Origin of the sequence: Brevundimonas sp. Root608 (genome assembly GCF_001427825.1) — a bacterium.
GTDB lineage: Bacteria > Pseudomonadota > Alphaproteobacteria > Caulobacterales > Caulobacteraceae > Brevundimonas.
Map to the genome: position 1 here is coordinate 1 of NZ_LMGT01000007.1, position 22,814 is coordinate 22,814.

A 22,814-nucleotide genomic window follows, 5' to 3' on the forward strand; every position below is an offset into this window, starting at 1 on the left:
GACGTTTCCCGCTCGTTCGCACCCCGCCGCACGTTGATGGCCCTGGCGCCAGACGCCCTCCCCCGCGACGGGATGCAGATATTATGGGCCCGCCGGGAGGCGGTGCTGACAATAGAGTTTGGGAAAAGCGGAAGCAGTTGATCGGGGAGGATATTTTCCCGCCAACCCGACTATAGATCCGGCGAGCAGCGTCACGCCTTCGCGGGGATGCACGGTTGGAGGGGCGGTTTCACGCGGGAGAGCGGGCGGCCTATACCGCCAGCGTCCCCGTCCGTTCCACCACCACCGGGCCGGTCATCAGCACATGGCCGGTCGCCTCGTCCCAGACGATGGACAGGTCGCCGCCGTCGACCTCGACCGTGGCCGACCGGCCGGTCAGGCCCCGGCGCGCGCAGGCGACGAGGGCGGCGCAGGCGCCGGTGCCGCACGCCCTGGTCAGGCCCGCGCCGCGTTCCCAGACGCGCAGGCGGATATGATCGGGGGCGACGACATGGGCGAAGCCGACGTTGACCCCCTCGGGGAAGCGCGGGTGATGCTCGATCAGCGAACCCGTGCCGCGGACGAAGCCGTCGTTCGGGGCGTGATCCATGAAGAAGACGACGTGGGGATTGCCCATGGAGACGGCGCCGGGCGTATGCAGAACCGGGTCGTCGATCGGTCCGACCTGAAGCTCGATGCCCCGGGTGTCCATCTCCTCGTCCAGCGGAATCTGCGCCCAGTCCAGCCGCGGCGCCCCCATGTCGACGGTGATCCGGCCGTCGCTCTCGCGCCGGGCCGTCGTCGGGCCGCCGAGGGTGTCGATGACGACGCGGTCCTTGCCGGTCGACTCCATCAGCAGCCAGCCGACGCAGCGCAGGGCGTTGCCGCAGGTCTCGACCTGGCCGCCGTCGGCGTTCCACACCCGCATGAAGGCGTCGCCGGTCGAGGAGGGTTCGATGGCGATCAGCTGGTCGCAGCCCTCGCCCGTCTCGCGGTCGGCGATGGCGCGCGCCTGATCGGCCGTCGGCGCGAACGGCGTCTCCAGCGCATTGACGACGACGAAGTCGTTGCCGGCGCCGTTCATCTTGACGAAGGATCGGGTCATCGCAGACCCGATATAGAGACGGACTGGACCTTAGGCGAGGGAACCGCGTTAAGCGGGGCCATGAGCCCCGCCCCTCCCGCGTCCAAACCGGCTCCCGTCAAGGCCGAAGGTCTGCGTCTGCGGGCCCGGCTGCGCTATCTCTATCACGGCGCGTCGCCGCTGGCGGTGCGGTTCCGGCTGGCCGTCATCGCCATCGATTTCGCCATCATCGGCTTCTTCCTGGTCGCCCCGATCCTGCACGAGGCGGGGCGGGTCTTCTACGTCATCGACTATGTCGTCGCCGCCGTTCTGGCGGCCGATCTGGCGGCGCGGGCCTATGCCCACACCGATCTGAGGGACTGGCTGCAGAAGCCGGGAACCTGGATCGATCTGTTCGTGCTGGCGACCCTGCTGTTTCCGGCCTGGCTGTTCAACTTCGGCTTCCTGCGCCTGCTCAGGCTGTGGACCCTGCTGAACTCGGAGTTCTTCTGGCGGACGGTGGGGCGCAAATACGACGACACGCGGGTGGAGGAGATCACCCGGGCGCTGGCCTCGCTGGTGACCTTCATCTTCGTCGTGACCGGCTTCGTCTACGCCACCTTCCGCGGCAGCCATCCCGGCATCAGCGGCTATCTGGACGCCCTGTATTTCACCGTTGCGACCCTGACGACGACCGGATTCGGCGACATCACCCTGCCCGGCAACTGGGGCCGGGTGCTGTCGATCGTGGTCATGCTGACCGGCATCACCCTGTTCCTGCGTCTGGCCCAGACCATCTTCAAGCCGCACAAGATCCGGTTTCCCTGTCCCGTCTGCGGCCTGCAGAAACACGATCCGGACGCGGTGCACTGCAAGGCGTGCGGGGAGATTCTGTGCATCCCGGACGAGGGGGCGTGAAGGGGAGGGGCCAGGTTCCAGGGGCCAGGGGTCAGGGGTTGGGGCGGCGTCGATCTTCTTCCCGAGAACCTGGCCCCTGGAACCTGGACCCCCTTCCAACATGACAAAGCCGTAACCTCCGTCCGCTCCAGCTTGTGGCGGGCCCGTCGCCCGGTAAGGTGCCGCCCGACTTCCGTCGGGGACACCACATGATCCGCACCGCCGCGCTCGCCGCGCTTCTCGCTTCCACCGCCCTTTCGAGCGCCGCCATGGCCCAGACCTCCGTTCCCGCCCCGGCCGTCGCCGGGAGTTCGGGCGGCTTCGCGACCTCGGACGCGACCGACCCCTACCTGTGGCTGGAAGAGATCGACGGCGAGCGGGCCATGGCCTGGGTCAACGCCCACAATGAGCATTCGCTGGGCGTGCTGCGCGGCGATCCGCGCTTCCAGACCCTGCACCAGCAGGCGCTGGAGATCGTCCAGTCGCGCGACCGGATCCCGTCGCCGGGCTTCAATCACGACGGCACGATCGACAATTTCTGGCAGGACGCCGAGCATGTGCGCGGCATCTGGCGCACCACGACGCTGGACAGCTACCGCACCGAGGCGCCGCAGTGGGAGACCATCCTCGACTTCGACGCCCTGGCCGCGGCCGAGGGCAAGAACTGGGTCTACAAGGGCGCGACCTGCCTGCCGCCCGAGGAGACCCGCTGCCTCGTCTCCCTGTCGGACGGAGGCAAGGATGCGGTGACCATCCGCGAGTTCGACCGCGCCACCCGCACCTGGGTTGAGGGCGGTTTCGTGCTCGAGGAATCCAAGGGCGGGGCGTCGTGGGTGGACGCGGACACCCTGCTGATCGCGCGCGATTTCGGCCCGGGCACCCTGACCAGCTCGGGCTATCCGATGATCGTCAAGGTGCTGAAGCGCGGCCAGACGATCGATCAGGCCCAGACGGTGTTCACCGGCCAGCCGACCGATGTCTCGGTCTCGGGCTATACGCTGCGCGACGCGGACGGCGTGGTGCGGGCGACCCTGATCAACCGCGGCGTCAGCTTCTATGAGGGCGAGACCCACCGGCTGAACGCCGACGGCACGACGACGAAGCTGGAGCTGCCGGCCAAGTCCAACATCAATGCGCTTGTCCGTGGACAGATGGTCTTCACCACGGATCAGGACTGGACCGCGCCGTCGGGTCAGGAATTCAAGACCGGCGACGTCATCGCCTATGATCTGGCGGCCTGGATGGCCGACCCGACCGTGCAGGCGCAGCTGGTCATCCGCCCCGGGCCGCGCGAGGCCATCGAGGGCATCTCCAACACCCGCAACAAACTGGTCGTGGCCCTGTACGAGAACGTGCGCGGCTCGGTCTATGTCTATGAGCCCAACCCGGCCGGCGAATGGAGCCGCACCCGGCTGGACCTGCCGCAGAACGTCTCGGTCGGCGTCGGCTCGGCCAGCGAGCGCGACGACCAGGTGTTCGTCAGCGTCACCGGCTATCTGAACCCCTCCAGCCTGTTCCTGGCCGATGCGGCGACGGGCGAGGCGGACCTGACCAAATCCCTGCCGGCCAAGTTCAACGCCGAGGGGATGACGGTCGACCAGTTCGAGGCCCGCAGCGCCGACGGGACGATGATCCCCTATTTCGTCGTCCATCGCGGCGACATGGCCATGGACGGCTCGAACGCGACCCTGCTGTACGGCTACGGCGGCTTCCAGTCGTCGCTGCTGCCCGGCTATTCGGCCACGGTCGGCAAGCTGTGGCTCGAGCGCGGGGGCGTCTATGTCATCGCCAACACCCGCGGCGGCGGCGAGTTCGGCCCCAACTGGCACCAGGCGGCGCTGCAGCAGAACCGCCAGCGGGCGCACGAGGACTATCAGGCCGTGGCGCTGGACCTGATCGCGCGCGGCGTGACCAGCCAGCCGAAGCTGGGCATCATGGGCGGCTCGCAGGGCGGGCTGTTCATGGGGGCGATGCTGACCCAGCGGCCGGACCTGATCAACGCGGCGGTCATCCAGGTGCCGCTGTTCGACATGCTGCGCTTCCACAAGCTGCTGGCCGGGGCCTCGTGGATGGCCGAGTACGGCAATCCGGACGTGCCGGAAGAGCGGGCCTGGATCGAGCGCTATTCGCCCTATCAGAACCTGCGCGCGGACCAGCCCTACCCCGAGGTCTTCATCCACACCTCGACCAAGGACGACCGCGTCCATCCGGGCCACGCCCGCAAGGCGGCGGCGCGGCTGGAGGAGCTGGGCTATCCGGTGCTGTTCTACGAGAACACCGACGGGGGCCATGCGGCGGGGGCGAACCTGCGCGAGACCGCCCGGCGCCTGGCGCTGGAATACACCTATCTGACGCGGCGGCTGATGGACACGCAGATTCCCGCGCCGGAATAGCCCGGGACCATACGCTCATCCCGGCCAAGCCGGGACCCAGCGCCTTCGTGAGGCATCGGCGGCTGGGATCGAGAGACGGCAAGCGTGGGCGGCGCCGATCGCCCAAAGGTCTGGGTCCCGGCTGGCTGCTACGCGCCGCCCGTCGGGTTGCCGGGATGAGCGGAGTTGAAAATGCGTCACCTGATCCTGGCCGCCGCGATCCCGGCGCTTGTGCTCGCGGCCTGCGCCGCCGGGCCCGATCCGGTTGTTCCGATCCGGCCGCTGGATATCGCCGAGGTTCCGTCCGTCATGCCGGCCGCTCCCCCGCCGCACATGCCGGCCGACCTGACCCCCGCCGGGGTGCGCGCCGCCGACGACCATCTGGCGCTGGAAGAGGTCAACGGAGCCGAGGCCATGGCCTTCGTGGCGGAGTCCAACCGGCGGGCGCTGGCGGCGCTGGAGGGCGACCGGCGCTATGAGCCGTTCCGCCGGCAGGCCGAGGCGATCCTGACGGCGACGGACCGGATCCCGAGCCCGAGCTTCCTCGGCGAGGGGATCGGGAATTTCTGGCAGGACGCGGCCAATCCGAAAGGCGTGTGGCGGCGCACGACATTGGACAGCTACCGCTCGGCGAACACCCGGTGGGAGACGATGCTGGACATCGACGCCCTGTCGCGGGCCGAGGGCAGGGACTGGGTCTGGAAGGGCGCGGACTGTCTGGCGCCCGACGAGACGCGCTGCCTGGTCAGTCTGTCCGACGGCGGCAAGGACGCGGTGGTGGTGCGCGAGTTCGATACGTCTACGGGGCTGTGGGTCGAGGACGGCTTCATCCTGCCCGAGGGCAAGCACCGGCTGGAATGGCTGGACCGGGACACGCTGCTGGTGGCCACGGACTTCGGGCCGAACACGCTGACGGAGTCGGGCTATCCCTTCATCGTCAAGTCGCTGAAGCGCGGCCAGACGCTGGCGCAGGCGACCGAGGTCTATCGCGGGGATATCGGCGACGGGGGGTATGGGGTCAGCCCGTCGGTCTATCGCGACAGGGACGGGATCGTGCTTGGCGTGCTGATCAACCGGCCGCTCGACACCTTCCGCAGCGAGACGTGGGAATTGGTGGACGGGACACCGGTGAAACTGAGCCTGCCCGAGCGGGTCAGCATTCGCGGCATGATGGATGGGCGGCTGGTCCTCACGCTCGACGAAGCGTGGAGCCGGGACGACGACGTGATTCCCGCCGGCGCCTTGATGGCGGTCGTCATCGACAAGCTTCGTCCGCTCGGACCCGACGAGATAATCGTCTCCAACGCCGCCGAGACGGTGTTCACCCCGACGGCCCGTCAGTCGGTCGAGGATGTGGCGGTCATGGACGATCGGATCGTCGCCAGCATCTATGACAATGTCCGTGGCCGGACGGCCGTGTTCCAGAACCGCGGCGAATTCGGCTGGCCCGAAACCGCCCTGCCGGCGCCGGCAAACGCCGCCGTTCATCTGGGCTCGTCCAGCCGGGAGTCGGGCCGCATCTTCTATTCCTATGAAGGCTTCCTGACGCCTTCGACGCTCGCTCTCGCCGATGCGCGGGCCGGGACCGCCGAGGTTCTGCGCGCCGCGCCCGCCCGCTTCGACGCCTCGACCCATGTGGTCGAGCAGTTCGAGGCGACGTCGTCGGACGGGACGAAGATCCCCTATTTCGTGGTCCGGCCGAAGGACCTGGTCATGGACGGGCACGCCCCGACGATCATCTATGGCTATGGCGGGTTCCAGGTGTCCAAGCCGCCGATCTACATCCCCGAGATGGGCAAGCTGTGGCTCGAGAACGGCGGGGTCTACGTCAACGCCAACATCCGCGGCGGGGGCGAGTTCGGGCCGGCCTGGCACCAGGGCGTGCTGAAGGAAAACCGGCAGCTGGCCTTCGACGATTTCGCGGCGGTGGCGCGGGACCTGCAGACGCGCGGGATCAGCTCGCCGCGCCGCACCGGCATCTACGGCCGGTCGAACGGCGGGGTCCTGACCTCGGTGTCGATCACCCAGCATCCGGAGCTGTTCAACGCGGCGGTGATCGAGAGCCCGCTGATCGACATGCTGCGCTACCACGAACTGCCCGCCGGGGCCTCGTGGATCGGGGAGTACGGCGATCCGCGCATCCCCGAGGAGGCGGCCTGGATCGCCCGCTATTCCGCCTATCAGCAGCTTCGTCCGGAGGCGGAGTATCCGCGCGTCTACATCACCACCAACACGCGCGACGACCGGGTGCATCCGGGCCATGCGCGCAAATTCGCCGCCCGCCTGGCCGAGCAGGGGCACGACCATCTGTATTACGAAGAGACGTCAGGCGGGCATTCCAATGACGCCGACCCGGTCGCCAACGCGAGGCGGTGGGCAAGGCATTATGTGTATCTGAGCCAGCAGCTGATGGATTGAGCCAAACCGGCCTTCCCCCATCTCGGGGGGAAGGTGGGCCGCGGAGCGGCTCGGACGGGGGCTGCCGGCGGCGCGTTTGCGCCCACCGGTCTGGATGCGGGCAGAGCCCCCATCCGTCAGGCTTCGCCTGCCACCTTCCCCCGAAATGGGGGAAGGGCCCGCCCGTCAGGCCGGTTCCACCACCTTGGTCTTCTTCGGCTTGGGGGCCTTGGCCGGTTTTTCGGCCTTGGGGAGTTTGGCCGGCTTGTCCGCCTTCTTCGCCAGCTTTTCGGCCTTCTTCGCCTCGCGCGCGGCCTTCTTGGCGGCGCGGGCGTCGGCCTTGGCCTTGGCCGGGGCGGCGTCGGCCTCGCCGGCCAGTTCGGCCAGCAGGTCGAGGAAGCCGTCGCGCTTGCCCTTGGGCAGCAGGGCCATGATCCGCTTGTCGGCGGCCTCGACCTTCGGTCGGGCGGCGTCCAGCGCGGCCTGACCGGCGACGGACAGCCGCACCGCCTTGGCGCGGGCGTCGATGGCCGACTTCTCGCGGTCCAGCAGACCCTTGGTCGTCATGCGCGAGACCAGATCGGCCAGGGTCGAGCGGTCGATCCCGGTGGCGCGGACCAGATCGGTCTGGGTCAGGCCGGACTTGTGGCTGACCGCCTCAAGCACGGCGAACTGACGCTGGGTCAGGCCGTCCGCGCCCGTCTCTTCGGAATAGATGTCGAGCGCCAGCTGCAGCACGCGGTGCATCAGATGGCTGGGCGAGGCGCCCAGTCCGCCGCCGCGTTTCGCCTTGTTTCCGGACTTGACCATGGACCGTATCCCCTCGGTGTGACGCTACAGCTAGCAGCCGCGTTTTACGGTTTGACGACGGACGATCCGGCGGCGGTTCACGGCGCCCGGTCCGGCTCGGCCGGCGCCATGGGATCGACCGGGGCGTCGGTCGAGGTGAGGTTTTTCATGATCAGCGGAATCTGCGACAGGCCGAACACCGAGGAAGCGACCCACAGCACGCCGCGGAAGCTGACCCAGACGTCGGCCGGATCGATGTCGCCGCGGCCCATGCGGGCGGCCGCCCAGCCGACGAGGGCCTCGCTGCGCACCAGTTCGTTGACGATGGCGACCGCCAGGAAGAAGAGGCCGTAGCGGAAGGTCAGGACGCGCCAGGCCCGGTCATTGATCGGGATCACCGTGCCGAGCAGGGCCCGCAGCGGCTGCTTGCCGAGCCACAGGCCGCCCAGCAGGGCGATGGCGAGGCAGGTGTTGAGGATGGTGACCTTGAGCTTGACCCACAGGCCGTCGCCCGTGAACAGGGTCAGAAGGCCGAAGACCAGGGCGAATCCGCCGACCAGCAGGGGCAGCAGGGCCAGTCGCTTCTCGACGATCAGGCCGATGGCGACGCCGATGGCGGAGCCCGCGACGAGGAACCAGGTGGCGTTGACCAGGGCCGCGTCGCCGTCCAGGCCGCGCAGACGCATCACCAGGAAGGCGAGGCCGAAGGCCAGCAGGCCGCTGAAATCGACCGCCTGGCGCAGGCGGGACTCCTTCGGCGCCGGCGGCGGCAGGGTCTCGGCGTCATTCATGCGTCAGTCCTCAAGCCCCACCAGTGATCTTGAAAAGGCCCGCGCGTCGAAGGGTTGCAGGTCGTCGATCCCCTCGCCCACCCCGATCAGCTTGATCGGGGCGTCCGAGGCCTGGGCGACGGGCACCAGAACGCCGCCGCGCGCCGTGCCGTCCAGCTTGGTCATGACGAGGCCGGAGACATAGGCGGTGCGGCCGAAGATCTGTTCCTGGGCGAGGGCGTTGCGGCCCACGGTGGCGTCGAGCACCAGCAGGGTCTCATGCGGGGCCTCCGGATCGATCTTCTTCAGCACGCGCACGATCTTGAGCAGTTCGTCCATCAGGGCCGACTTGTTCTGCAGCCGGCCGGCGGTGTCGATCAGGACCACGTCATAGCCCTCGGCCCGGGCCCGGGTGTAGGCGTCGAAGGCGAGGCCGGCGGGATCGGCCCCGTCGCGGCGGCTTTCGAAGGTCGCGCCGGCGCGTTCGGCCCAGACCTTGAGCTGCTCGCGGGCTGCGGCGCGGAAGGTGTCGCAGGCCACGATCATCACCTTCGCGCCCTGGCCGGTCAGGTCGGCGGCGATCTTGCCGAGGGTGGTGGTCTTGCCCGAGCCGTTGACGCCGACGAACAGGGTGACGAAGGGGCGGGGGCCCGACAAGGGCTCGTAACGGGCCTCGTGGTTGACCAGTTCGGCGGCGACGGCCTCGGCCAGGGCTTCCTTGACCTCGCGCTCGTTGGCGCCGGTCCCGAAGCGCAGTTCGCGGAAGCGGGCGACGATGCGGTCGGTCGCGGCCGGCCCCAGATCGCTCTCCAGCAGGTGCTCTTCCAGCTGGTCGAGGGCGGCTTCGGAGAGCGGTTCCTTGACGAAGGCGGCGACGACCTGCTCGGTCATCTGTTTCGAGGAGCGGGAAAGGCCCTCGCTCAGGCGCGAGAGCCAGCCCTTTTTCGGCGTGTCGTTCATGGGTTGGCTTTAGCGGGGCAATGCGGGCGCGTCACGTTATCTCGCGTCGCCTTCCCTCCTTCCGTCATCCTCGGGCTTGACCCGAGGATCAGACGTCGGGCCGGGCTATGCGGTTGAGACGGCCACGCGGGTGGGTCCCCACGTTCAACGACGGAGCGCCGGACGGTCCGATCCTCGGGTCAAGCCCGAGGATAACGGTCCGGGAGCCGGGATCGGGGGGGCGCCAGGAGTGACCGCCGCGCGTTGTCACGCTAGAACGCCCTGAGCCAGGAAGCCCGCCCTTGACCAAGCCCCACCCGTTCCATTCCCCCGCCGCCCACGGCTTCGTCCGCGTGGCCGCCGCGACGCCGGTGGTGCACACCGCCGACCCGGTCGCCAATGCGGAGGAACACATCGCCCTGATCCGTCAGGCGGGCGCGCAGGGCGTGGACCTGATCGTGTTTCCGGAGCTGTCGCTGAGCGGCTACGCCATCGACGACCTCGTGATGCAGGCGGCCCTGCTGGACGAGGTCGAGCGGCAGATCGACCGCATCGCCCAGGAGACGAAGGACGTCGGCGTCATCGCCGTCATCGGCGCCCCCGTCCGGCACGAGGAGCGGCTCTACAACACCGCCGTGGTCATGTCCCACGGCTGGCTCTGGGGCGTCGTCCCCAAGACCTACCTGCCCAATTACCGGGAGTACTATGAGAAGCGCTGGTTCTCCGCCGCCTCGCCTGAGCTGTATTCCGGCAGCGGCTGCAATCTGGCCGGCTTCTGCACCGGCTTCGGCGCCAATCTGATCTTCAGCGTTGAGGACCGGCCGGGTTTCGTCTTCGGCGCGGAGATCTGCGAGGATTACTGGGCTCCGCTTCCGCCCTCGACCCGTCAGGCGCTCGCCGGCGCCCGCATCCTGCTGAACCTCTCGGCGTCCAATGTGGTGATCGGCAAGTCCGACGACCGGGCCATGTTGTCGTCCAGCCAATCGGCGCGGGCGATGGCCGCCTACGTCTTCACCGCCTCGGGCTGGGGCGAAAGCACCACCGACCTCGCCTGGGACGGACAGGCCACGATCCACGAACTGGGCGCGAAGCTGGCCGAGGGCGAGCGGTTCTCGATGGAGAGCCACCTGACCATCGCCGACATCGACGTCGAGCGGATCGGCCTCGAACGCCAGCGCAACGGCACCTTCGCCGATTGCACGCGGCGAGAGGTGAAGCCGGGCGATTTCATCGACGTTTCCATTCGCGACGCCGGGCGCGGGCGCGCTTCCGGCGACCTGATCCGTCCGCTGGACCGTTTCCCCTTCGTGCCCGACGACCCGGCGCGGCTGGACCAGGACTGCTACGAGGCCTTCAACATCCAGGTCCAGGGCCTGATGCGCCGGATGAAGGCGACCAACGGCGAGCGCGTCGTGATCGGCGTCTCGGGCGGGCTGGATTCGACCCAGGCCTTGCTGGTCGCCTGCCGGGCGTTCGACCGGCTGAATCTGCCGCGGTCGAACATCCTGGGCTTCACCCTGCCCGGGTTCGCCACCTCGGAAGGGACCAGGTCCAACGCCTGGACCCTGATGAAGGCGCTGGGGATCACTGGGTCCGAGATCGACATCCGTCCGGCGGCGACCCGGATGCTGAACGACATCGGCCATCCGTTCGCCATGGGCGAGCCGGTGCATGACATCACCTTCGAGAACGTGCAGGCCGGTTTGAGGACGGACTATCTGTTCCGCCTGGCCAATCGGCACCATGCCTTCGTGCTGGGCACGGGCGATCTGTCGGAGCTGGCGCTGGGCTGGGCCACCTATGGCGTCGGCGACCACATGAGCCACTACAACGTCAACGGCGGGGTGGCCAAGACCCTGATCCGGCACCTGATCCGCTGGGTGGCGGCGAAGGAACTGGTCGGCGCGGACGCCAGCCCGACGCTGCGCGCCATCCTCGACACGGAAATCTCGCCCGAACTGGTGCCCGCAGGCGCGGACGGAAAGATTCAGTCCACGGAAGAGACCGTCGGCCCCTATGCGTTGAACGACTTCTTCCTGTTCTACGTCACCCGCTTCGGGCTGAGGCCGTCGAAGGTGGCGTATCTGGCGCACCAGGCGTGGAAGGACGCGGCGACCGGCCACTGGCCGGCGGACACGCCGGAGGCCGAGCGGGTCGCCTATGACCTGCCGGTGATCAAGGCGTGGCTGCGGAAATTCCTGTTCCGCTTCTTCCAGACCAGCCAGTTCAAGCGCTCGGCCCTGCCCAACGGGCCCAAGGTGGTGACCGGCGGCTCGCTGTCGCCGCGCGGCGACTGGCGCGCGCCGTCCGACGCCACGGCGCGGGTGTGGCTGGACGAGCTGGACGCCAACGTTCCGGATTAGGGATCATGCAGCAGGAATAGAGCGGCCCGATCTGCTGCTGCCTGCTGCCTCGTTCAGGGCAGCTCGTTCAGGAACGGGAAGATCGCCGCCTTGACCTCGGCCTCGTCCAGCATGGGCGCGTGGCCGATGCCGGGGGCCTCGACATAGTCCATCTTCGGGGCCCGCTTGCGCATCTTCGCCGCGATCCCGGGGCTCAGCAGGTCCGAGTTTTCGCCACGCACCAGCAGGACGGGACGGCCCCTGGCCAGGCGGTTGAACATCGGCCACAGGTTGGGGACCAGGGCTTTCGCGCCGGCGGCTCGGATCGGCACGGCGATGTCGGGATCATAGTCCAGCACCGGCGCGCCCTCGGTCCCGATCCTGAAGGTGCGGCGGGCGAAGGCGTCCCAGTCGGCGTCCGTATAATGGGGGAAGGCGACGGCGTTGATCGTCTTCACATAGGCCGCGGCCTCGGGCCAGCCGGGGGTGTCGACGGGCTGGCCGGAATAGGCGGCGATGCGCATCAGCCCCTCCTTCGCCACCTCGGGGCCGATGTCATTGAGGATGGCGCCGGCGATGACCTTCGAACGGATGGCGGCCAGGGCCATGGTGATCAGGCCGCCCATGGAGGTGCCGAGGAAGACGGCGCGCTCGATCCCCGACTGGTTCAGCAGGGCCAGCACGTCCTGGGCGTAGGTCGCGGGCTGGTAGGTCATCGGGTCCGGCGCGCGGTCGGACCGGCCGCGGCCGCGGATGTCGACGGCCAGGACCCGGCGGCCGCTCTGGGCGATCAGGGGGGCGATGGCGTCGAAATCCGCCGAATTGCGCGTCAGCCCATGGATGGCGATGACCGGCAGTTTCGCGGGACCCGCCGCCGCCGCATAGTCGCGGGCGTAGAGGCTGAGGCCGTCGGCGCTGGTCCAGCGGCGGTCGGCGAAGGTCTGGGTCATGCGAGGCTCCGGGCGGTCAGACCCCAGCTTATTTCATCAGGGAAGGAAATCCCACAGCCGGGGCTGCGGCTAATGGCCGAGCAGGTCCCGGACGAAGGCGTCCAGATCTCCGCCCTCGAACAGGAAGCCGGGGACGCCGGCGCGCCGGGCGGCCTCCAGGTCGGACGCCTGGTCGCCGATCAGGAAACTCTTCGCCGGGTCGATATTGTGATCGGCGACGGCCCTCAGGATCATGCCGGGATTGGGTTTGCGGTCGGGATGGTCCGGATGGATCCAGGCCTCGACCCGGCCCTCGGAATGGAAGGGGCAGGCGTAGACGGCGCCGATGATCGCGCCCCGGGCCGCCAGCCGCCGCACGATCAGGGCGTTGAACGCCTTCATCTGCTCTTCGGTGAACAGGCCGCGCGCCACGCCCGACTGGTTGGTGACGATGACGCACAGATAGCCCAGCTGGTTCAGGCGCCGCACGGCCTCGCCCGCGCCGGGCGTCAGGCGCAGATGCTCTTCCAGATGGGGATAGCCGGTGTCCTCGATCAGCACGCCGTCGCGATCGAGAAACACGGCGGGAACGCCGGTGGTCATGGTCGTTGCGCATACGGCGCCGTACACCCTCGTTGCAACCCGTCACGCGAAGTGACGGGCGGCGGTTTGGCGTGGCGGCGTCCGATTTGGTAGGAGGCGCGACCAAAGCGTCGCCCTCCGGGGCGGCGTCGCTTTCGCCATGCGCGACCGGAGGACCAAGCCGCCATGACCATCCCCTTCATCGACCTGCAGGCCCAGCGCCTTCGCCTGAACGGCAAGATCGAGGCCGCGGTGCAGGAGGCCGTCGTCGCCGGCGCCTGGGTCATGGGGCCGCAGGTGCGCCAGTTCGAAGCCGACCTCGCCGCCTTCGGCCAGGCGAAACACGCCCTGGGCTGCGCCAACGGCACCGACGCCCTGGCCCTGCCGCTGATGGCCTGGGGGATCGGGCGCGGCGATGCGGTCTTCACGCCCAGCTTCACCTTCGCCGCCACCGCCGAGATCGTGCCGTGGTTCGACGCCGAGCCGGTGTTCATCGACGTCGACGCCACGACCTACAACATGGACCCCGGCCATCTCGAGGCGGCCATCGAGGCGACACTGAAGGAAGGCCGGCTGAAGCCGCGCGTGGTCATCGCCGTCGACCTGTTCGGCCAGCCCGCCGACTACCCGGCCATCAAGGCGATCTGCGACAGGTACGGCCTGAAACTGATCGCGGATTCGGCCCAGGGATTCGGCTGCACCATTGATGGCGAGCATCCGCTGAAATGGGCCGACATCACCACCACCAGCTTCTTCCCGGCCAAGCCCCTGGGCTGCTACGGCGACGGCGGGGCGGTGCTGACCAATGACGACGACCTGGCCCAGATGATCGATTCCCTGCGCGTGCACGGCAAGGCGGTGGCGCGCGATCTGGAAGGCAAGACCTTCGACCACGACCCCAAATACCTGAACATGCGCATCGGCCTGAACAGCCGTCTGGACACCATCCAGGCCGCCGTCCTGATCGAGAAGCTGAAGGTCTTCGGTCAGGAGATCGAATGGCGCAACCGCATCGCCGCCCGCTACAATGAAGGTCTGCGCGCGCACGTGGCGGCCGTGCCGGACGTGCCCGCCGGAAACGTCTCCAACTGGGCCCAGTACACGATCGAGCACGAGGACCGCGACGGTCTGGCGGCGCATCTGAAGGACCAGGGCGTGCCGACCGCGGTCTATTATCCGATCCCGCTGCACCTGCAGCCGGCCTACGATCGGTATCCGCGCGGGCCGCAGGGTCTGCCGGTGACCGAACGGCTGATGCAGCGGGTGATCAGCCTGCCCATGCACGCCGACCTCGACGAGGCGACGCAGGACAGGATCATCGCGGCGGTCGCCAGCTTCGACTAAGGTTCGCGCATGACCCAACATCTTCCCCCGCTCAGGATCGGCGTCGCCGGCGTCGGCGTCATGGGGCGCAACCACGCCCGCGTGCTGTCGGACATCCGCGACTTCGACCTGACCGCCGTCTTCGACCCGGACGCCGCGACGTCCGGGGGCGTGGCCGGCCTGTATGACGCCGCGGCCTTCACCAGGGCGGCGGACTTCATCGCCGCCGGTCTGGACGCCGCCGTGGTCGCCACGCCCAACCGGCACCACGCCGACCTGGGCGTCGCCCTGCTGGAGGCCGGGGTGCATGTGCTGGTCGAAAAGCCGATCGCCGCCACCGTCGCCGACGCCCGGCGCCTGATCGACGCGGCCATGGCCAACAACCGCGTGCTCATGGTCGGCCAGGTCGAACGCTTCAATCCGGCGGTCGAGGCGGTCAAGCGCGCCATCGACGGCGAGGACGTCATCTCGATCCAGATCACCCGCGTCGGACCCTTCCCGCCGCGCATGGGCGAGGTCGGGGTGGTCATCGATCTGGCGGTGCATGACATCGACATCATCCGTCATCTGACGGAGTCCGAGATCGTCGAGGTCCAGCCCCAGCTGGCCCGCACCAAGGCCGAGCGCGAGGACACGGCCCTGCTGCAGTTCAGGCTGGAGAACGGGACCATCGCCCACATCACGACCAACTGGGTCACGCCCTACAAGGTGCGCACCCTGCAGGTCGCCACGAGGAACAAATTCGTGGTCGCCGACCTGATCACCCGTCAGGTCACGGAGTATTTCGGTCAGCAGCCCGACGGCTCCTACCAGACCCGCGCCGTCAACAGCTGGCCGGCCGAGCCGCTGAAGAAGGAGCTGGAGGCCTTCGCCCACGCGATCCGCACCGGCGAGCCCCCGGCGGTGACGGGCGAGGACGGGTTGAGGAACCTGGAAGTGGCGTTGCGGTGTCTGGGGGAGGGCTAGGCCTGCCTCCATAACGCTCATCCCGGCGAAAGCCGGGCTTTCCGGCGGGGCCCGGCGGTCCGAAGATTCATCACAAAGCACACGAAGCGACTCCACGAAGGGCACAAAGGGGCCCGTGCCCGGCGCTGATACCTTCGTGCCCCTCCTGACCCTTGGTGTCCTTTGTGATGAACCTCCGGGCTTCGAACCACGACGCATCGGTTCCGGCTTCGCCGGGATGCAGGATCAACCCTGTCCCACCACCTGCATCCCCAGCCATTCCGCCACCAGCGCGGGCTTGTCCGCCCCCTCGATCTCGACCGTGACCTCGTGCTTGAGCAGCCAGCGGCCGCCGCCCTTGTCCTCGGCGGACAGGAGCTTGAACCGTCCACGGACGTTTGACCCGGTCAGCACGGGGGCGAGGAAACGCAATTTGTCGAAGCCGTAGTTGACGCCCATCACCACCCCCTCCAGCGGCGGGACGGCGTCATAGGTCATGGCCGACAGCAGGCTGAGGGTCAGGAAGCCGTGGGCGATCGTGCCCCCGAACGGGGTTTTCGCCGCCGCCACGGGATCGACGTGGATGAACTGCCGGTCCTCGGTGATCTCGGCGAAGGCGTTGATGCGGGCCTGATCCACGCGGATCCAGCGACTGACGCCGACCTCCTGGCCGATCAGGCCGGGCAGGTCGGCGACGGGGGTGGGCGTACCCTTGCGTTCGGTGCGGCTCATGGACGGTTCCTCAGGCGACCGGGGTGAAACGGTCTTCGATGATGGCGGCGAACAGGGCCGGGTCGACATTGCCGCCCGACAGGACGAGGGCGGTGGCGCGCCCGCGGGTCTCGACCTTGCCGGCCAGGACGGCGGCCAGCGACACCGCGCCGCCCGGCTCGACCACCAGCTTCAGGGTGTGGAAGGCGTAGCGGACGGCCTCGGCCACCTCGGCGTCGGACACGGTCTCGACCCTGTCGACGCGGCGGTTGATGGGGAAGGTCAGCTCGCCGGGCCGGTCGGTCATCAGGGCGTCGCAGATGGTGCCGGGGGCCGGCGCATAGGTCACCCTCTGACCCGCCGCGATCGACAGCTGCATGTCGTTGTAGTGCCGCGGCTCGACCGCGATCACCGGCACGTGCGGGGCCAGGGCGGCCATGGCCAGGTTGATGCCGGCGATCAGGCCTCCGCCCGAGGCGCCGCAGACCAGCTGGTCCAGCGGGGCGGCGCCCGCGGCCTTGGCCTGTTCGATGATCTCGAGGCCGGTCGTGCCCTGACCCTCGATGACGAAGGGATCGTCGAACGGGCGCACCAGAACCGAGCCCCGGGAGGCGGCGATCTCCTCGCCGATGGCCTCGCGGCTCTCGGTGTAGCGGTCGTACATCCGCACCTCGCCGCCGAAGGCGATCACGCCGTCCACCTTCACCTTCGGACTGTCGGCGGGCATGACGATGACGGCGCGGGCGCCCATCAATCGCGCCGCGCAGGCGACGGCCTGGGCGTGGTTGCCGGACGAATAGGCCACCACCCCGCGCTTCAGTTCGTCGGGCGTCAGGCGGCTGATGCGGTTGAAGGCGCCGCGGAATTTGAAGGCCCCGGCCACCTGCAGGGTCTCGGCCTTCATCAGGACGCGGCCGCCGACGCGTTCGTTCAGCGCCGGGCTCTCGATCAGGGGGGTGCGGACGGCGTGACCGGCGATCTGGCGGGCGGCGTCCTGAACGCCGGAGAAGGAGGCGGTGTGCATGGACCGACTCATACCGGTCCGCCTGTCCCGGCGAAAGCCGGGCTTCCCAAGGTCGGAAGGTTCGTCACAAAGGGCACGAAGGGTGACGAAGGGCACAAGGAAACCTGTGCCTGGGTCCGACCCCTTCGTGTCCTTCGTGAGCCTTGGTGTTCTTCGGGATGAACCGGGCTCGCGGGCCGAGGCCAATGGGTTGCGGCTTCGCCGGGATGCACGGTTTGAGGTTTGGGGCGGGCGTTCTAACGTCGCCCGATGAAGTCTCTCATCCTCGCCATCGACCAGGGCACGACCTCCACCCGCGCCATCGCCTTCGAGGCCGCGCCCGAGGGCGGGCTGCGGCCCGTCGCGGTGAGCCAGATCGAGCTGGAGCAGCATTTCCCGCAATCGGGCTGGGTCGAGCACGACGCCGGCGAAATCTGGACCGCGACGCTGCAGACCTGCCGCGAGGTCATTCGCAAGGCCGGCGGCGTCGGACGGTTCGCGGCGATCGGCATCACCAACCAGCGCGAGACCTCGGTCCTGTGGGATGTGGCGAGCGGGGAGCCGCTGCACCGCGCCATCGTCTGGCAGGACCGGCGCACCGCCGCCGCCACCGGCCGGCTGGCCGCCGCGGGACATGAGCCGATGGTGCAGGCGGCGACGGGCCTGATCCTCGACCCCTATTTCTCGGCCTCGAAATTCGCCTGGCTGCTGGACGCGGTTCCGGGCGCCCGGGACCGGGCCGCGGCGGGCATGGTCAAGGTCGGCACCATCGAGACCTGGCTGATCTGGAAGCTGACCGGCGGCGTCAGCCATGTCACCGACGCCACCAACGCCAGCCGCACCTCGCTGATGGATCTGGCGACCCGCCGATGGCGGCCCGATCTGGCCGACCTGTTCGACGTGCCGATGGCGGTCCTGCCGGAAATCCGGGGGTGCGCCGATCTTCTGGGGGACTGCGAGCCGTCGCTGTTCGGCGCCGCCCTGCCGATCCACGGCGCGGCCGGGGACCAGCAGGCGGCGCTGGTCGGGCACGGGGCGCTGAAGGCGGGGGACGCCAAGATCACCTATGGCACCGGGGCGTTTCTGGTCGCCAATGTCGGCGCGGCGCCGGTGGCCTCGACCAGCCGGCTGCTGGGTACGCTCGGCTACGCCGTCGGCGGGGACGTGGCCTGGGCGCTGGAGGGGTCGATCTTCTCGGCGGGGTCGGCGATCCAGTGGCTGCGCGACGGGCTCAAGGTGATCAGCGAGTCGCGGCAGTCGGAGGCGCTGGCGCAGACGCTGAAGGACAACGGCGGCGTCTATCTGGTCCCCGGTTTCACCGGCCTGGGCGCGCCGTGGTGGGAGCCGGAGGCGCGGGGGACGATCACGGGTCTGACCCGGGACAGCGGTCCGGCGCATATGGTGCGGGCGGCGCTGGAGAGCCTGGCCTACCAGACCCGCGACCTGCTGGACGCCCTGGCCAGGGACGGGGCGCCGAGGCTCAAGGTGTTGAAGGTCGACGGCGGCGTCACCGCCAACGCCTTCGCCATGCAGTTCGTGGCCGACATTTGCGAGGTGGTGGTCGAGCGCCCGGCGTTCCAGGAAATGACGGCGCTGGGGGCGGCCAAGCTGGCGGCCCTGGGCGTCGGCCTGATCGGCGATCTGGAGGACCATCCGGTCGAGGCGCCGGCGCGCTGGACGCCGAAAATGGAGGCGGGCGAGCGGGAACGGCTGCTGAAGGGCTGGCGCGCCGCGGTGCGCGCGGCCATCATCGCCGCCCATCCGGAAGACGCATGACCCAGCCCCTCGACGACGCCCAGGCGACCTTCTCCGGCACCCGCGAGGTCGATCCCCGCTATGCCCTGGACGAGGCGGCGCTGGATCGCTGGCTGTCGGCCCATGTCGAGGCCTACGCCGGGCCGCTGACGGTGCGGCAGTTCAAGGGCGGCCAGTCCAATCCGACCTATGAGCTGGCCACGCCGGGGCGAACCTATGTGCTGCGCCGCAAGCCCCCCGGGACGCTGCTGGCCAGCGCCCATGCGGTCGACCGCGAATTCACCGTCATCTCGGCCCTGCACAGGCAGGGGTATCCCGTTGCGCGACCCTATGCTCTGTGTACGGACGATGCCGTCATCGGCTCGATGTTCTATGTCATGGACAAGGTCGAGGGCCGGATCCTGTGGGACCTGAAACTGCCCGGCATGGAGCCGGTGCAGCGGCGGGCCATCTATGACGCCCAGGTGGATGCGCTGGCGGCGCTGCACGCCTTCGATCCCGCCGCCATCGGCCTGGGCGACTACGGCCGGCCGGGCAACTATTTCGAACGGCAGGTCGGGCGCTGGACCAAGCAGTATCGGGCGTCGGAGATCGAGCCGATCCCGGCCATGGACCGGTTGATCGAATTCCTGCCCGCCACCCTGCCGCCCGCGGGCCCGACGCGGATCGTGCATGGCGACTTCCGCCTCGACAATCTGATCCTCGCCCCGGATGCGGCGGAGGTGCGGGCGGTGCTGGACTGGGAGCTGTCGACCCTCGGCGATCCGATGGCGGACTTTTCCTATCTGCTGATCGCCTGGGTGATCCCGGCCACGGCGCGCAACGGTCTGGCGGGCGCCGACATCAAGGCGCTGGGCATCCCCTCCGTCGAGGAGACGGTCGAGCGCTACGCCCGGCTGACCGGGGCGAGGCCGGAGACTCTGGACTGGCTGTTCGCCTACAACCTGTTCCGGCTGGCGGCCATCTGCCAGGGCATCGCCGGGAGGGTGCGCGACGGCACCGCCGCCAGCGCCCACGCCCGCACCATGGCCGCCCAGGTTCCGATGCTGGCCGCCGGGGCCCTGGGCTTCGCGAAAAAGGCCGGGGCCTGAGCCCTAGCCGGGCGGCAGGACGGCGCCGTTGAGGATGCGCCGGTCGGCCTTGGCCTGGACCAGGATGGCGACCGCCTGGGCCGGATCGCGCGCGGTGGGCAGGGCGTAGAGGCGCGGCTGGCCGGTCCAGTCGCCCAGCGTCCGGACCGAACGCACGACATTGGTGTGGCGCACGCTGCGGCCGCGGTTGTCGCCGCGGGCGATCTCCACCGTCTGGGGGCCCGGGGTGTAGAGCACGGCCACGACCTCGGCCCCGCCGGCGGGGGCCGGACCCGAGCCGACGCCGACCCGGTCGCCGCCCTCGCGGAACTCGATCTCGGGCGGGAAGATGCGGCGCGCGGCCTCCTCGTCGATGGCGCCCTGCAGGGCGGCGCCGCTCGCTCCCGCGACCTGGCGGCGGCCGTCGATCACGACTTGCGGCGTCGACACGTCGCGCAGCCGCAGCGGCCGGCGATAGGCGCGCTGGCGCTGGGCGAACTCGGGCCGGGCGAAGGTGTCCTGCCAGCCCAGATAGTCCCAGTAGTCGACGGCGTAGGTCAGGGCGATGACGCCGGGCTCGCCCGCCACGGCCTCGACCCGGGCGTTGGCCTCGGGACAGCCGGCGCAGCCCTGGGCGGTGAACAGTTCGACGACCACGGGCTCGGGCGGGGGCGCGTCGCGGCGGGCCACGCGCGTCGGCGACGGCTGGGCTCCCGCCCCCGCCGCCAGCAATGCGGCCGCGAGGGCCGCCGCAGGGATGATCCAGCCCCTTGTGCGCATGGCGGCGAGGTTAATCACGGCAGGCGAAAAGGCGCCGCTCATTTTCGCGTGAAGGCCGAATATCTAGACGCGGATGTCCAGCAGGGCGCCCGGACGGGCCGGACGGTCCTCGAAGGCGGCGGCGGTCGGCTGCGGCGTGGCGGCGCGGAGGGTCGGCCCGGCGGGCGGACCCTGAACGGCGTCGAGCGCCGTCTTGAAGAAGTCCGAGCGCGAGGCGCGCACGGGCGAGGCGCCGGCGGGATGCGCCGGGAACAGGGTCGAGATCAGGTCGGGACGAATCGCGCTCATGCCGACAGGGTTAATCAAAACCGTCGAAAAGGGGTTAACGCCGTGTTGCGGTGGGCAGCGGGCGGGGCGGGGCCTGGATGGCGTCGACCAGCCGCTCGACCTCGGCGTCGTCGACGAGGGGGCCGGATGACTTGGCCGCGACCTCGCCCATGGCGTTGACCGCGAAGGTCTCGGGCGCGCCCGAGATGCCCAGGTCAAGCCCGGCGCGGCCCTCGCGGTCGACCAGCACCATGGAATAGGGATCGCCCAGTTCGTCGAGGAAGCGACGGGTGTCCGCGGGATCGTCCTTCCAGGCGACGCCGACGACGGCGACGCCGCGCGCCTTCAGCGCCATCAGCTTCGGATGCTCGACCTTGCAGGGCAGGCACCAGCTGGCGAAGACATTGACCAGCATCGGCTTGCCGACGCCGGCCGTCTTCAGGTCGACGTGGCCGGGTCCGGGGATGACGCCGTTCAGTATGGGCAGGACGGTTTCCGGGACCGGCTGGCCGACGAGGGCGTCGGGCTTGACCGCCGGGTCGCGCTGCAGCGACCAGCCGACGAACAGGACCGCGAGGGCGGCCAGGATCACCAGCGGAATGAGGGAGACCCAGCGGCTCATGGTCGGGGCTCCACCGGGCTTCGCCCTGTCGGGGCCGGGGCGGCGTCGTTGTCGAGGCGCTTCAGCTCGGCGTTCCAGCGGCGGGCGGCGATCACGGCCCGGACGGCGAGGGCCGCCAGCACGGCGGCGCTGATGCCCCAGGCGGGCCAGACGAAGGGGGCGTAGGCGCCCATGTCGAGGTCGATCATCTCAGGCCTCCTGGGCGCGGCGGGCGCGAAGGGTCAGAACCCGGCGGCGCACGATCTCGGTGCGGATGGAGGTGATCCAGACGGCGAGGAAGAAGACGCCCCAGGCCGCCATCATGGTCAGAAGCGGAGCGAGGAAGGCGGCCGGCATGGCCGGGCCGTCGGCCCTCAGCAGGGAGGCGGGCTGGTGCAGGGTGTTCCACCAGTCGACCGAGAATTTCACGATCGGCAGATTGACCAGCCCGACCAGTCCCAGGACGGCGGCGGCGCGCGCGGCCTTCGTCTCGTCGTCGATCGAGGCGCGCAGGGCCATGTAGCCGAGGTAGAACAGGAACAGGATCAGCACCGACATCAGCCGCGCGTCGCCCCAGGCCCACCAGGCGCCCCACATCGGCTTGCCCCAGAGGCTGCCGGTGATCAGGGCCAGGGCGGTGAAGGCGGCCCCGGGCAGGGCGGCGGCGCGCGCGGCGGCGTCGGCCAGCGGATGGCGGAACACCAGGGCGAAGAAGCTGGAGACGCCGAGGGCCGCATAGATCATCAGCCCGACCGAGGCGGCGGGCACGTGCACGAACATGATCCGCGCCGTGTCGCCCTGCTGATAGTCCTCGGGCGCGGCGAACGAGAGCCAGGTTCCGACAGTCAGCAGGACGGCGGCCAGCCCCCACAGCGCCGGCGTCAGCGGGCGGGTGAAGCGCAGGAAGCGGTCGGGGTTGGCGAGGAACATCAGGGAGGTTCTTAGTGGGCTATCGCGCTTCGCGCTACTTGAGGCTGGCCTGGTGCGCTATCGCGCTTCGCGCTGGTTGAGCCCGTCGTCTTGTCGTGTGCTAGAGCGTCGCGTCTGGAAAGAGGCGAGCCATGACCGACGATGTGACCAAGGATTCCAACGGCAACGTCCTGGCCGACGGCGACAGCGTGACCCTGATCAAGGACCTCAAGGTCAAGGGCTCGGGCGGGGTGACCCTGAAGCGCGGCACGCTGGTGAAGAATATCCGCCTGACCGGCGACACGGACGAGATCGAGGCCAATGTCGACAAGGTGCGCGGCCTGGTGCTGCGGACGGAGTTCGTCAAGAAGGCCTGAGCGGTCCTCCTTTC

Annotated in this window: 22 protein-coding genes; 9 read left to right on the top strand and 13 right to left on the bottom strand. The window is 69.4% G+C overall.

Going from position 1 to position 22,814, the window contains the following annotated elements:
* Window positions 1-250: 250 nt before the first annotated feature.
* The gene (gene dapF / locus ASD59_RS10660) at window positions 251-1,084 is read right to left on the bottom strand and encodes a diaminopimelate epimerase (protein ID WP_055831619.1); all 834 of its coding nucleotides are present in this window, start codon (window positions 1,082-1,084) and stop codon (window positions 251-253) included.
* 60 nt (window positions 1,085-1,144) lie between these two features.
* Here dapF and ASD59_RS10665 point away from each other — a divergent pair, with 60 nt between their 5' ends.
* From ASD59_RS10665 to ASD59_RS10675, 3 genes are all read left to right on the top strand, one after another.
* Complete coding sequence (locus tag ASD59_RS10665) at window positions 1,145-1,960, top strand: potassium channel family protein (protein WP_055831620.1); 816 nt, start codon at window positions 1,145-1,147, stop codon at window positions 1,958-1,960.
* A gap of 188 nt (window positions 1,961-2,148) precedes the next feature.
* Window positions 2,149-4,332 (top strand): prolyl oligopeptidase family serine peptidase, encoded by a 2,184-nt coding sequence (locus ASD59_RS10670; protein WP_055831621.1) that lies wholly within the window; start codon window positions 2,149-2,151, stop codon window positions 4,330-4,332.
* A gap of 171 nt (window positions 4,333-4,503) precedes the next feature.
* Window positions 4,504-6,729, top strand: a complete 2,226-nt coding sequence (locus ASD59_RS10675) for a prolyl oligopeptidase family serine peptidase (protein WP_055831622.1) — start codon at window positions 4,504-4,506, stop codon at window positions 6,727-6,729.
* A 165-nt stretch (window positions 6,730-6,894) separates the two neighbouring features.
* Here the strand turns inward: ASD59_RS10675 and ASD59_RS10680 are convergent, their stop codons facing one another.
* The 3 genes from ASD59_RS10680 to ftsY all read right to left on the bottom strand — a co-directional run bounded on the left by ASD59_RS10680 (window position 6,895) and on the right by ftsY (window position 9,227).
* Window positions 6,895-7,518, bottom strand: coding sequence for a MarR family winged helix-turn-helix transcriptional regulator (locus ASD59_RS10680; RefSeq protein WP_055831623.1), 624 nt, complete (start codon window positions 7,516-7,518; stop codon window positions 6,895-6,897).
* A gap of 77 nt (window positions 7,519-7,595) precedes the next feature.
* The gene (locus tag ASD59_RS10685; protein ID WP_055831624.1) at window positions 7,596-8,288 is read right to left on the bottom strand and encodes an inner membrane-spanning protein YciB; all 693 of its coding nucleotides are present in this window, start codon (window positions 8,286-8,288) and stop codon (window positions 7,596-7,598) included.
* Window positions 8,289-8,291: 3 nt separating this feature from the next.
* Window positions 8,292-9,227 (bottom strand): signal recognition particle-docking protein FtsY, encoded by a 936-nt coding sequence (gene ftsY / locus ASD59_RS10690; RefSeq protein ID WP_055831625.1) that lies wholly within the window; start codon window positions 9,225-9,227, stop codon window positions 8,292-8,294.
* A gap of 281 nt (window positions 9,228-9,508) precedes the next feature.
* Between ftsY and ASD59_RS10695 the strand changes: the two genes are divergently transcribed.
* Window positions 9,509-11,569: an NAD(+) synthase gene (locus ASD59_RS10695; protein ID WP_055831626.1), complete on the top strand. Its 2,061-nt coding sequence runs from the start codon at window positions 9,509-9,511 to the stop codon at window positions 11,567-11,569.
* A 53-nt stretch (window positions 11,570-11,622) separates the two neighbouring features.
* Here the strand turns inward: ASD59_RS10695 and ASD59_RS10700 are convergent, their stop codons facing one another.
* Window positions 11,623-12,498, bottom strand: coding sequence for an alpha/beta fold hydrolase (locus ASD59_RS10700; protein WP_055831627.1), 876 nt, complete (start codon window positions 12,496-12,498; stop codon window positions 11,623-11,625).
* Between the two features lie 69 nt (window positions 12,499-12,567).
* Window positions 12,568-13,080, bottom strand: coding sequence for a D-glycero-alpha-D-manno-heptose-1,7-bisphosphate 7-phosphatase (locus tag ASD59_RS10705; protein WP_055831628.1), 513 nt, complete (start codon window positions 13,078-13,080; stop codon window positions 12,568-12,570).
* 165 nt (window positions 13,081-13,245) lie between these two features.
* On the opposite strand from ASD59_RS10705, the gene ASD59_RS10710 reads away from it, so the two are divergent.
* On the top strand, window positions 13,246-14,403 hold the full coding sequence (locus tag ASD59_RS10710; protein WP_055831629.1) for a DegT/DnrJ/EryC1/StrS family aminotransferase: 1,158 nt from the start codon (window positions 13,246-13,248) through the stop codon (window positions 14,401-14,403).
* Between the two features lie 9 nt (window positions 14,404-14,412).
* Window positions 14,413-15,348 carry a Gfo/Idh/MocA family protein gene (locus tag ASD59_RS10715; protein WP_055831630.1) on the top strand — a complete coding sequence of 312 codons (936 nt, stop codon included), beginning with the start codon at window positions 14,413-14,415 and terminating at the stop codon, window positions 15,346-15,348.
* A 225-nt stretch (window positions 15,349-15,573) separates the two neighbouring features.
* Here the strand turns inward: ASD59_RS10715 and ASD59_RS10720 are convergent, their stop codons facing one another.
* Both ASD59_RS10720 and ASD59_RS10725 read right to left on the bottom strand, forming a co-directional pair.
* On the bottom strand, window positions 15,574-16,059 hold the full coding sequence (locus ASD59_RS10720; protein WP_055831631.1) for a MaoC family dehydratase: 486 nt from the start codon (window positions 16,057-16,059) through the stop codon (window positions 15,574-15,576).
* Between the two features lie 10 nt (window positions 16,060-16,069).
* The gene (locus tag ASD59_RS10725; protein WP_055831632.1) at window positions 16,070-17,062 is read right to left on the bottom strand and encodes a threonine ammonia-lyase; all 993 of its coding nucleotides are present in this window, start codon (window positions 17,060-17,062) and stop codon (window positions 16,070-16,072) included.
* Between the two features lie 249 nt (window positions 17,063-17,311).
* Between ASD59_RS10725 and glpK the strand changes: the two genes are divergently transcribed.
* The gene (gene glpK / locus ASD59_RS10730; RefSeq protein ID WP_055831633.1) at window positions 17,312-18,817 is read left to right on the top strand and encodes a glycerol kinase GlpK; all 1,506 of its coding nucleotides are present in this window, start codon (window positions 17,312-17,314) and stop codon (window positions 18,815-18,817) included.
* Entirely contained in the window at window positions 18,814-19,887 is a 1,074-nt protein-coding gene (locus ASD59_RS10735) for a phosphotransferase family protein (RefSeq protein WP_055831634.1), read from the top strand. The genes glpK and ASD59_RS10735 overlap by 4 nt, the downstream gene beginning before the upstream one ends.
* A 3-nt stretch (window positions 19,888-19,890) precedes the next feature.
* Here ASD59_RS10735 and ASD59_RS10740 read toward each other — a convergent pair whose 3' ends face one another.
* From ASD59_RS10740 to ccmC, 5 genes are all read right to left on the bottom strand, one after another.
* Window positions 19,891-20,646, bottom strand: coding sequence for a DUF1223 domain-containing protein (locus tag ASD59_RS10740; RefSeq protein ID WP_055831769.1), 756 nt, complete (start codon window positions 20,644-20,646; stop codon window positions 19,891-19,893).
* 63 nt (window positions 20,647-20,709) lie between these two features.
* The gene (locus ASD59_RS10745) at window positions 20,710-20,934 is read right to left on the bottom strand and encodes a hypothetical protein (RefSeq protein ID WP_055831635.1); all 225 of its coding nucleotides are present in this window, start codon (window positions 20,932-20,934) and stop codon (window positions 20,710-20,712) included.
* Between the two features lie 34 nt (window positions 20,935-20,968).
* Complete coding sequence (locus ASD59_RS10750) at window positions 20,969-21,535, bottom strand: DsbE family thiol:disulfide interchange protein (protein WP_055831636.1); 567 nt, start codon at window positions 21,533-21,535, stop codon at window positions 20,969-20,971.
* On the bottom strand, window positions 21,532-21,723 hold the full coding sequence (ccmD, locus tag ASD59_RS10755) for a heme exporter protein CcmD (protein ID WP_055831637.1): 192 nt from the start codon (window positions 21,721-21,723) through the stop codon (window positions 21,532-21,534). Before ccmD ends, ASD59_RS10750 begins: the two co-directional genes overlap by 4 nt.
* Window position 21,724: 1 nt before the next feature.
* Window positions 21,725-22,444: a heme ABC transporter permease CcmC gene (gene ccmC / locus ASD59_RS10760; RefSeq protein WP_055831638.1), complete on the bottom strand. Its 720-nt coding sequence runs from the start codon at window positions 22,442-22,444 to the stop codon at window positions 21,725-21,727.
* A 131-nt stretch (window positions 22,445-22,575) separates the two neighbouring features.
* Between ccmC and ASD59_RS10765 the strand changes: the two genes are divergently transcribed.
* A complete protein-coding gene (locus tag ASD59_RS10765) occupies window positions 22,576-22,800 on the top strand; it encodes an alkylphosphonate utilization protein (protein WP_055831639.1) in 225 nt (74 codons plus the stop codon).
* The last annotated feature ends 14 nt before the right edge of the window (window positions 22,801-22,814 follow it).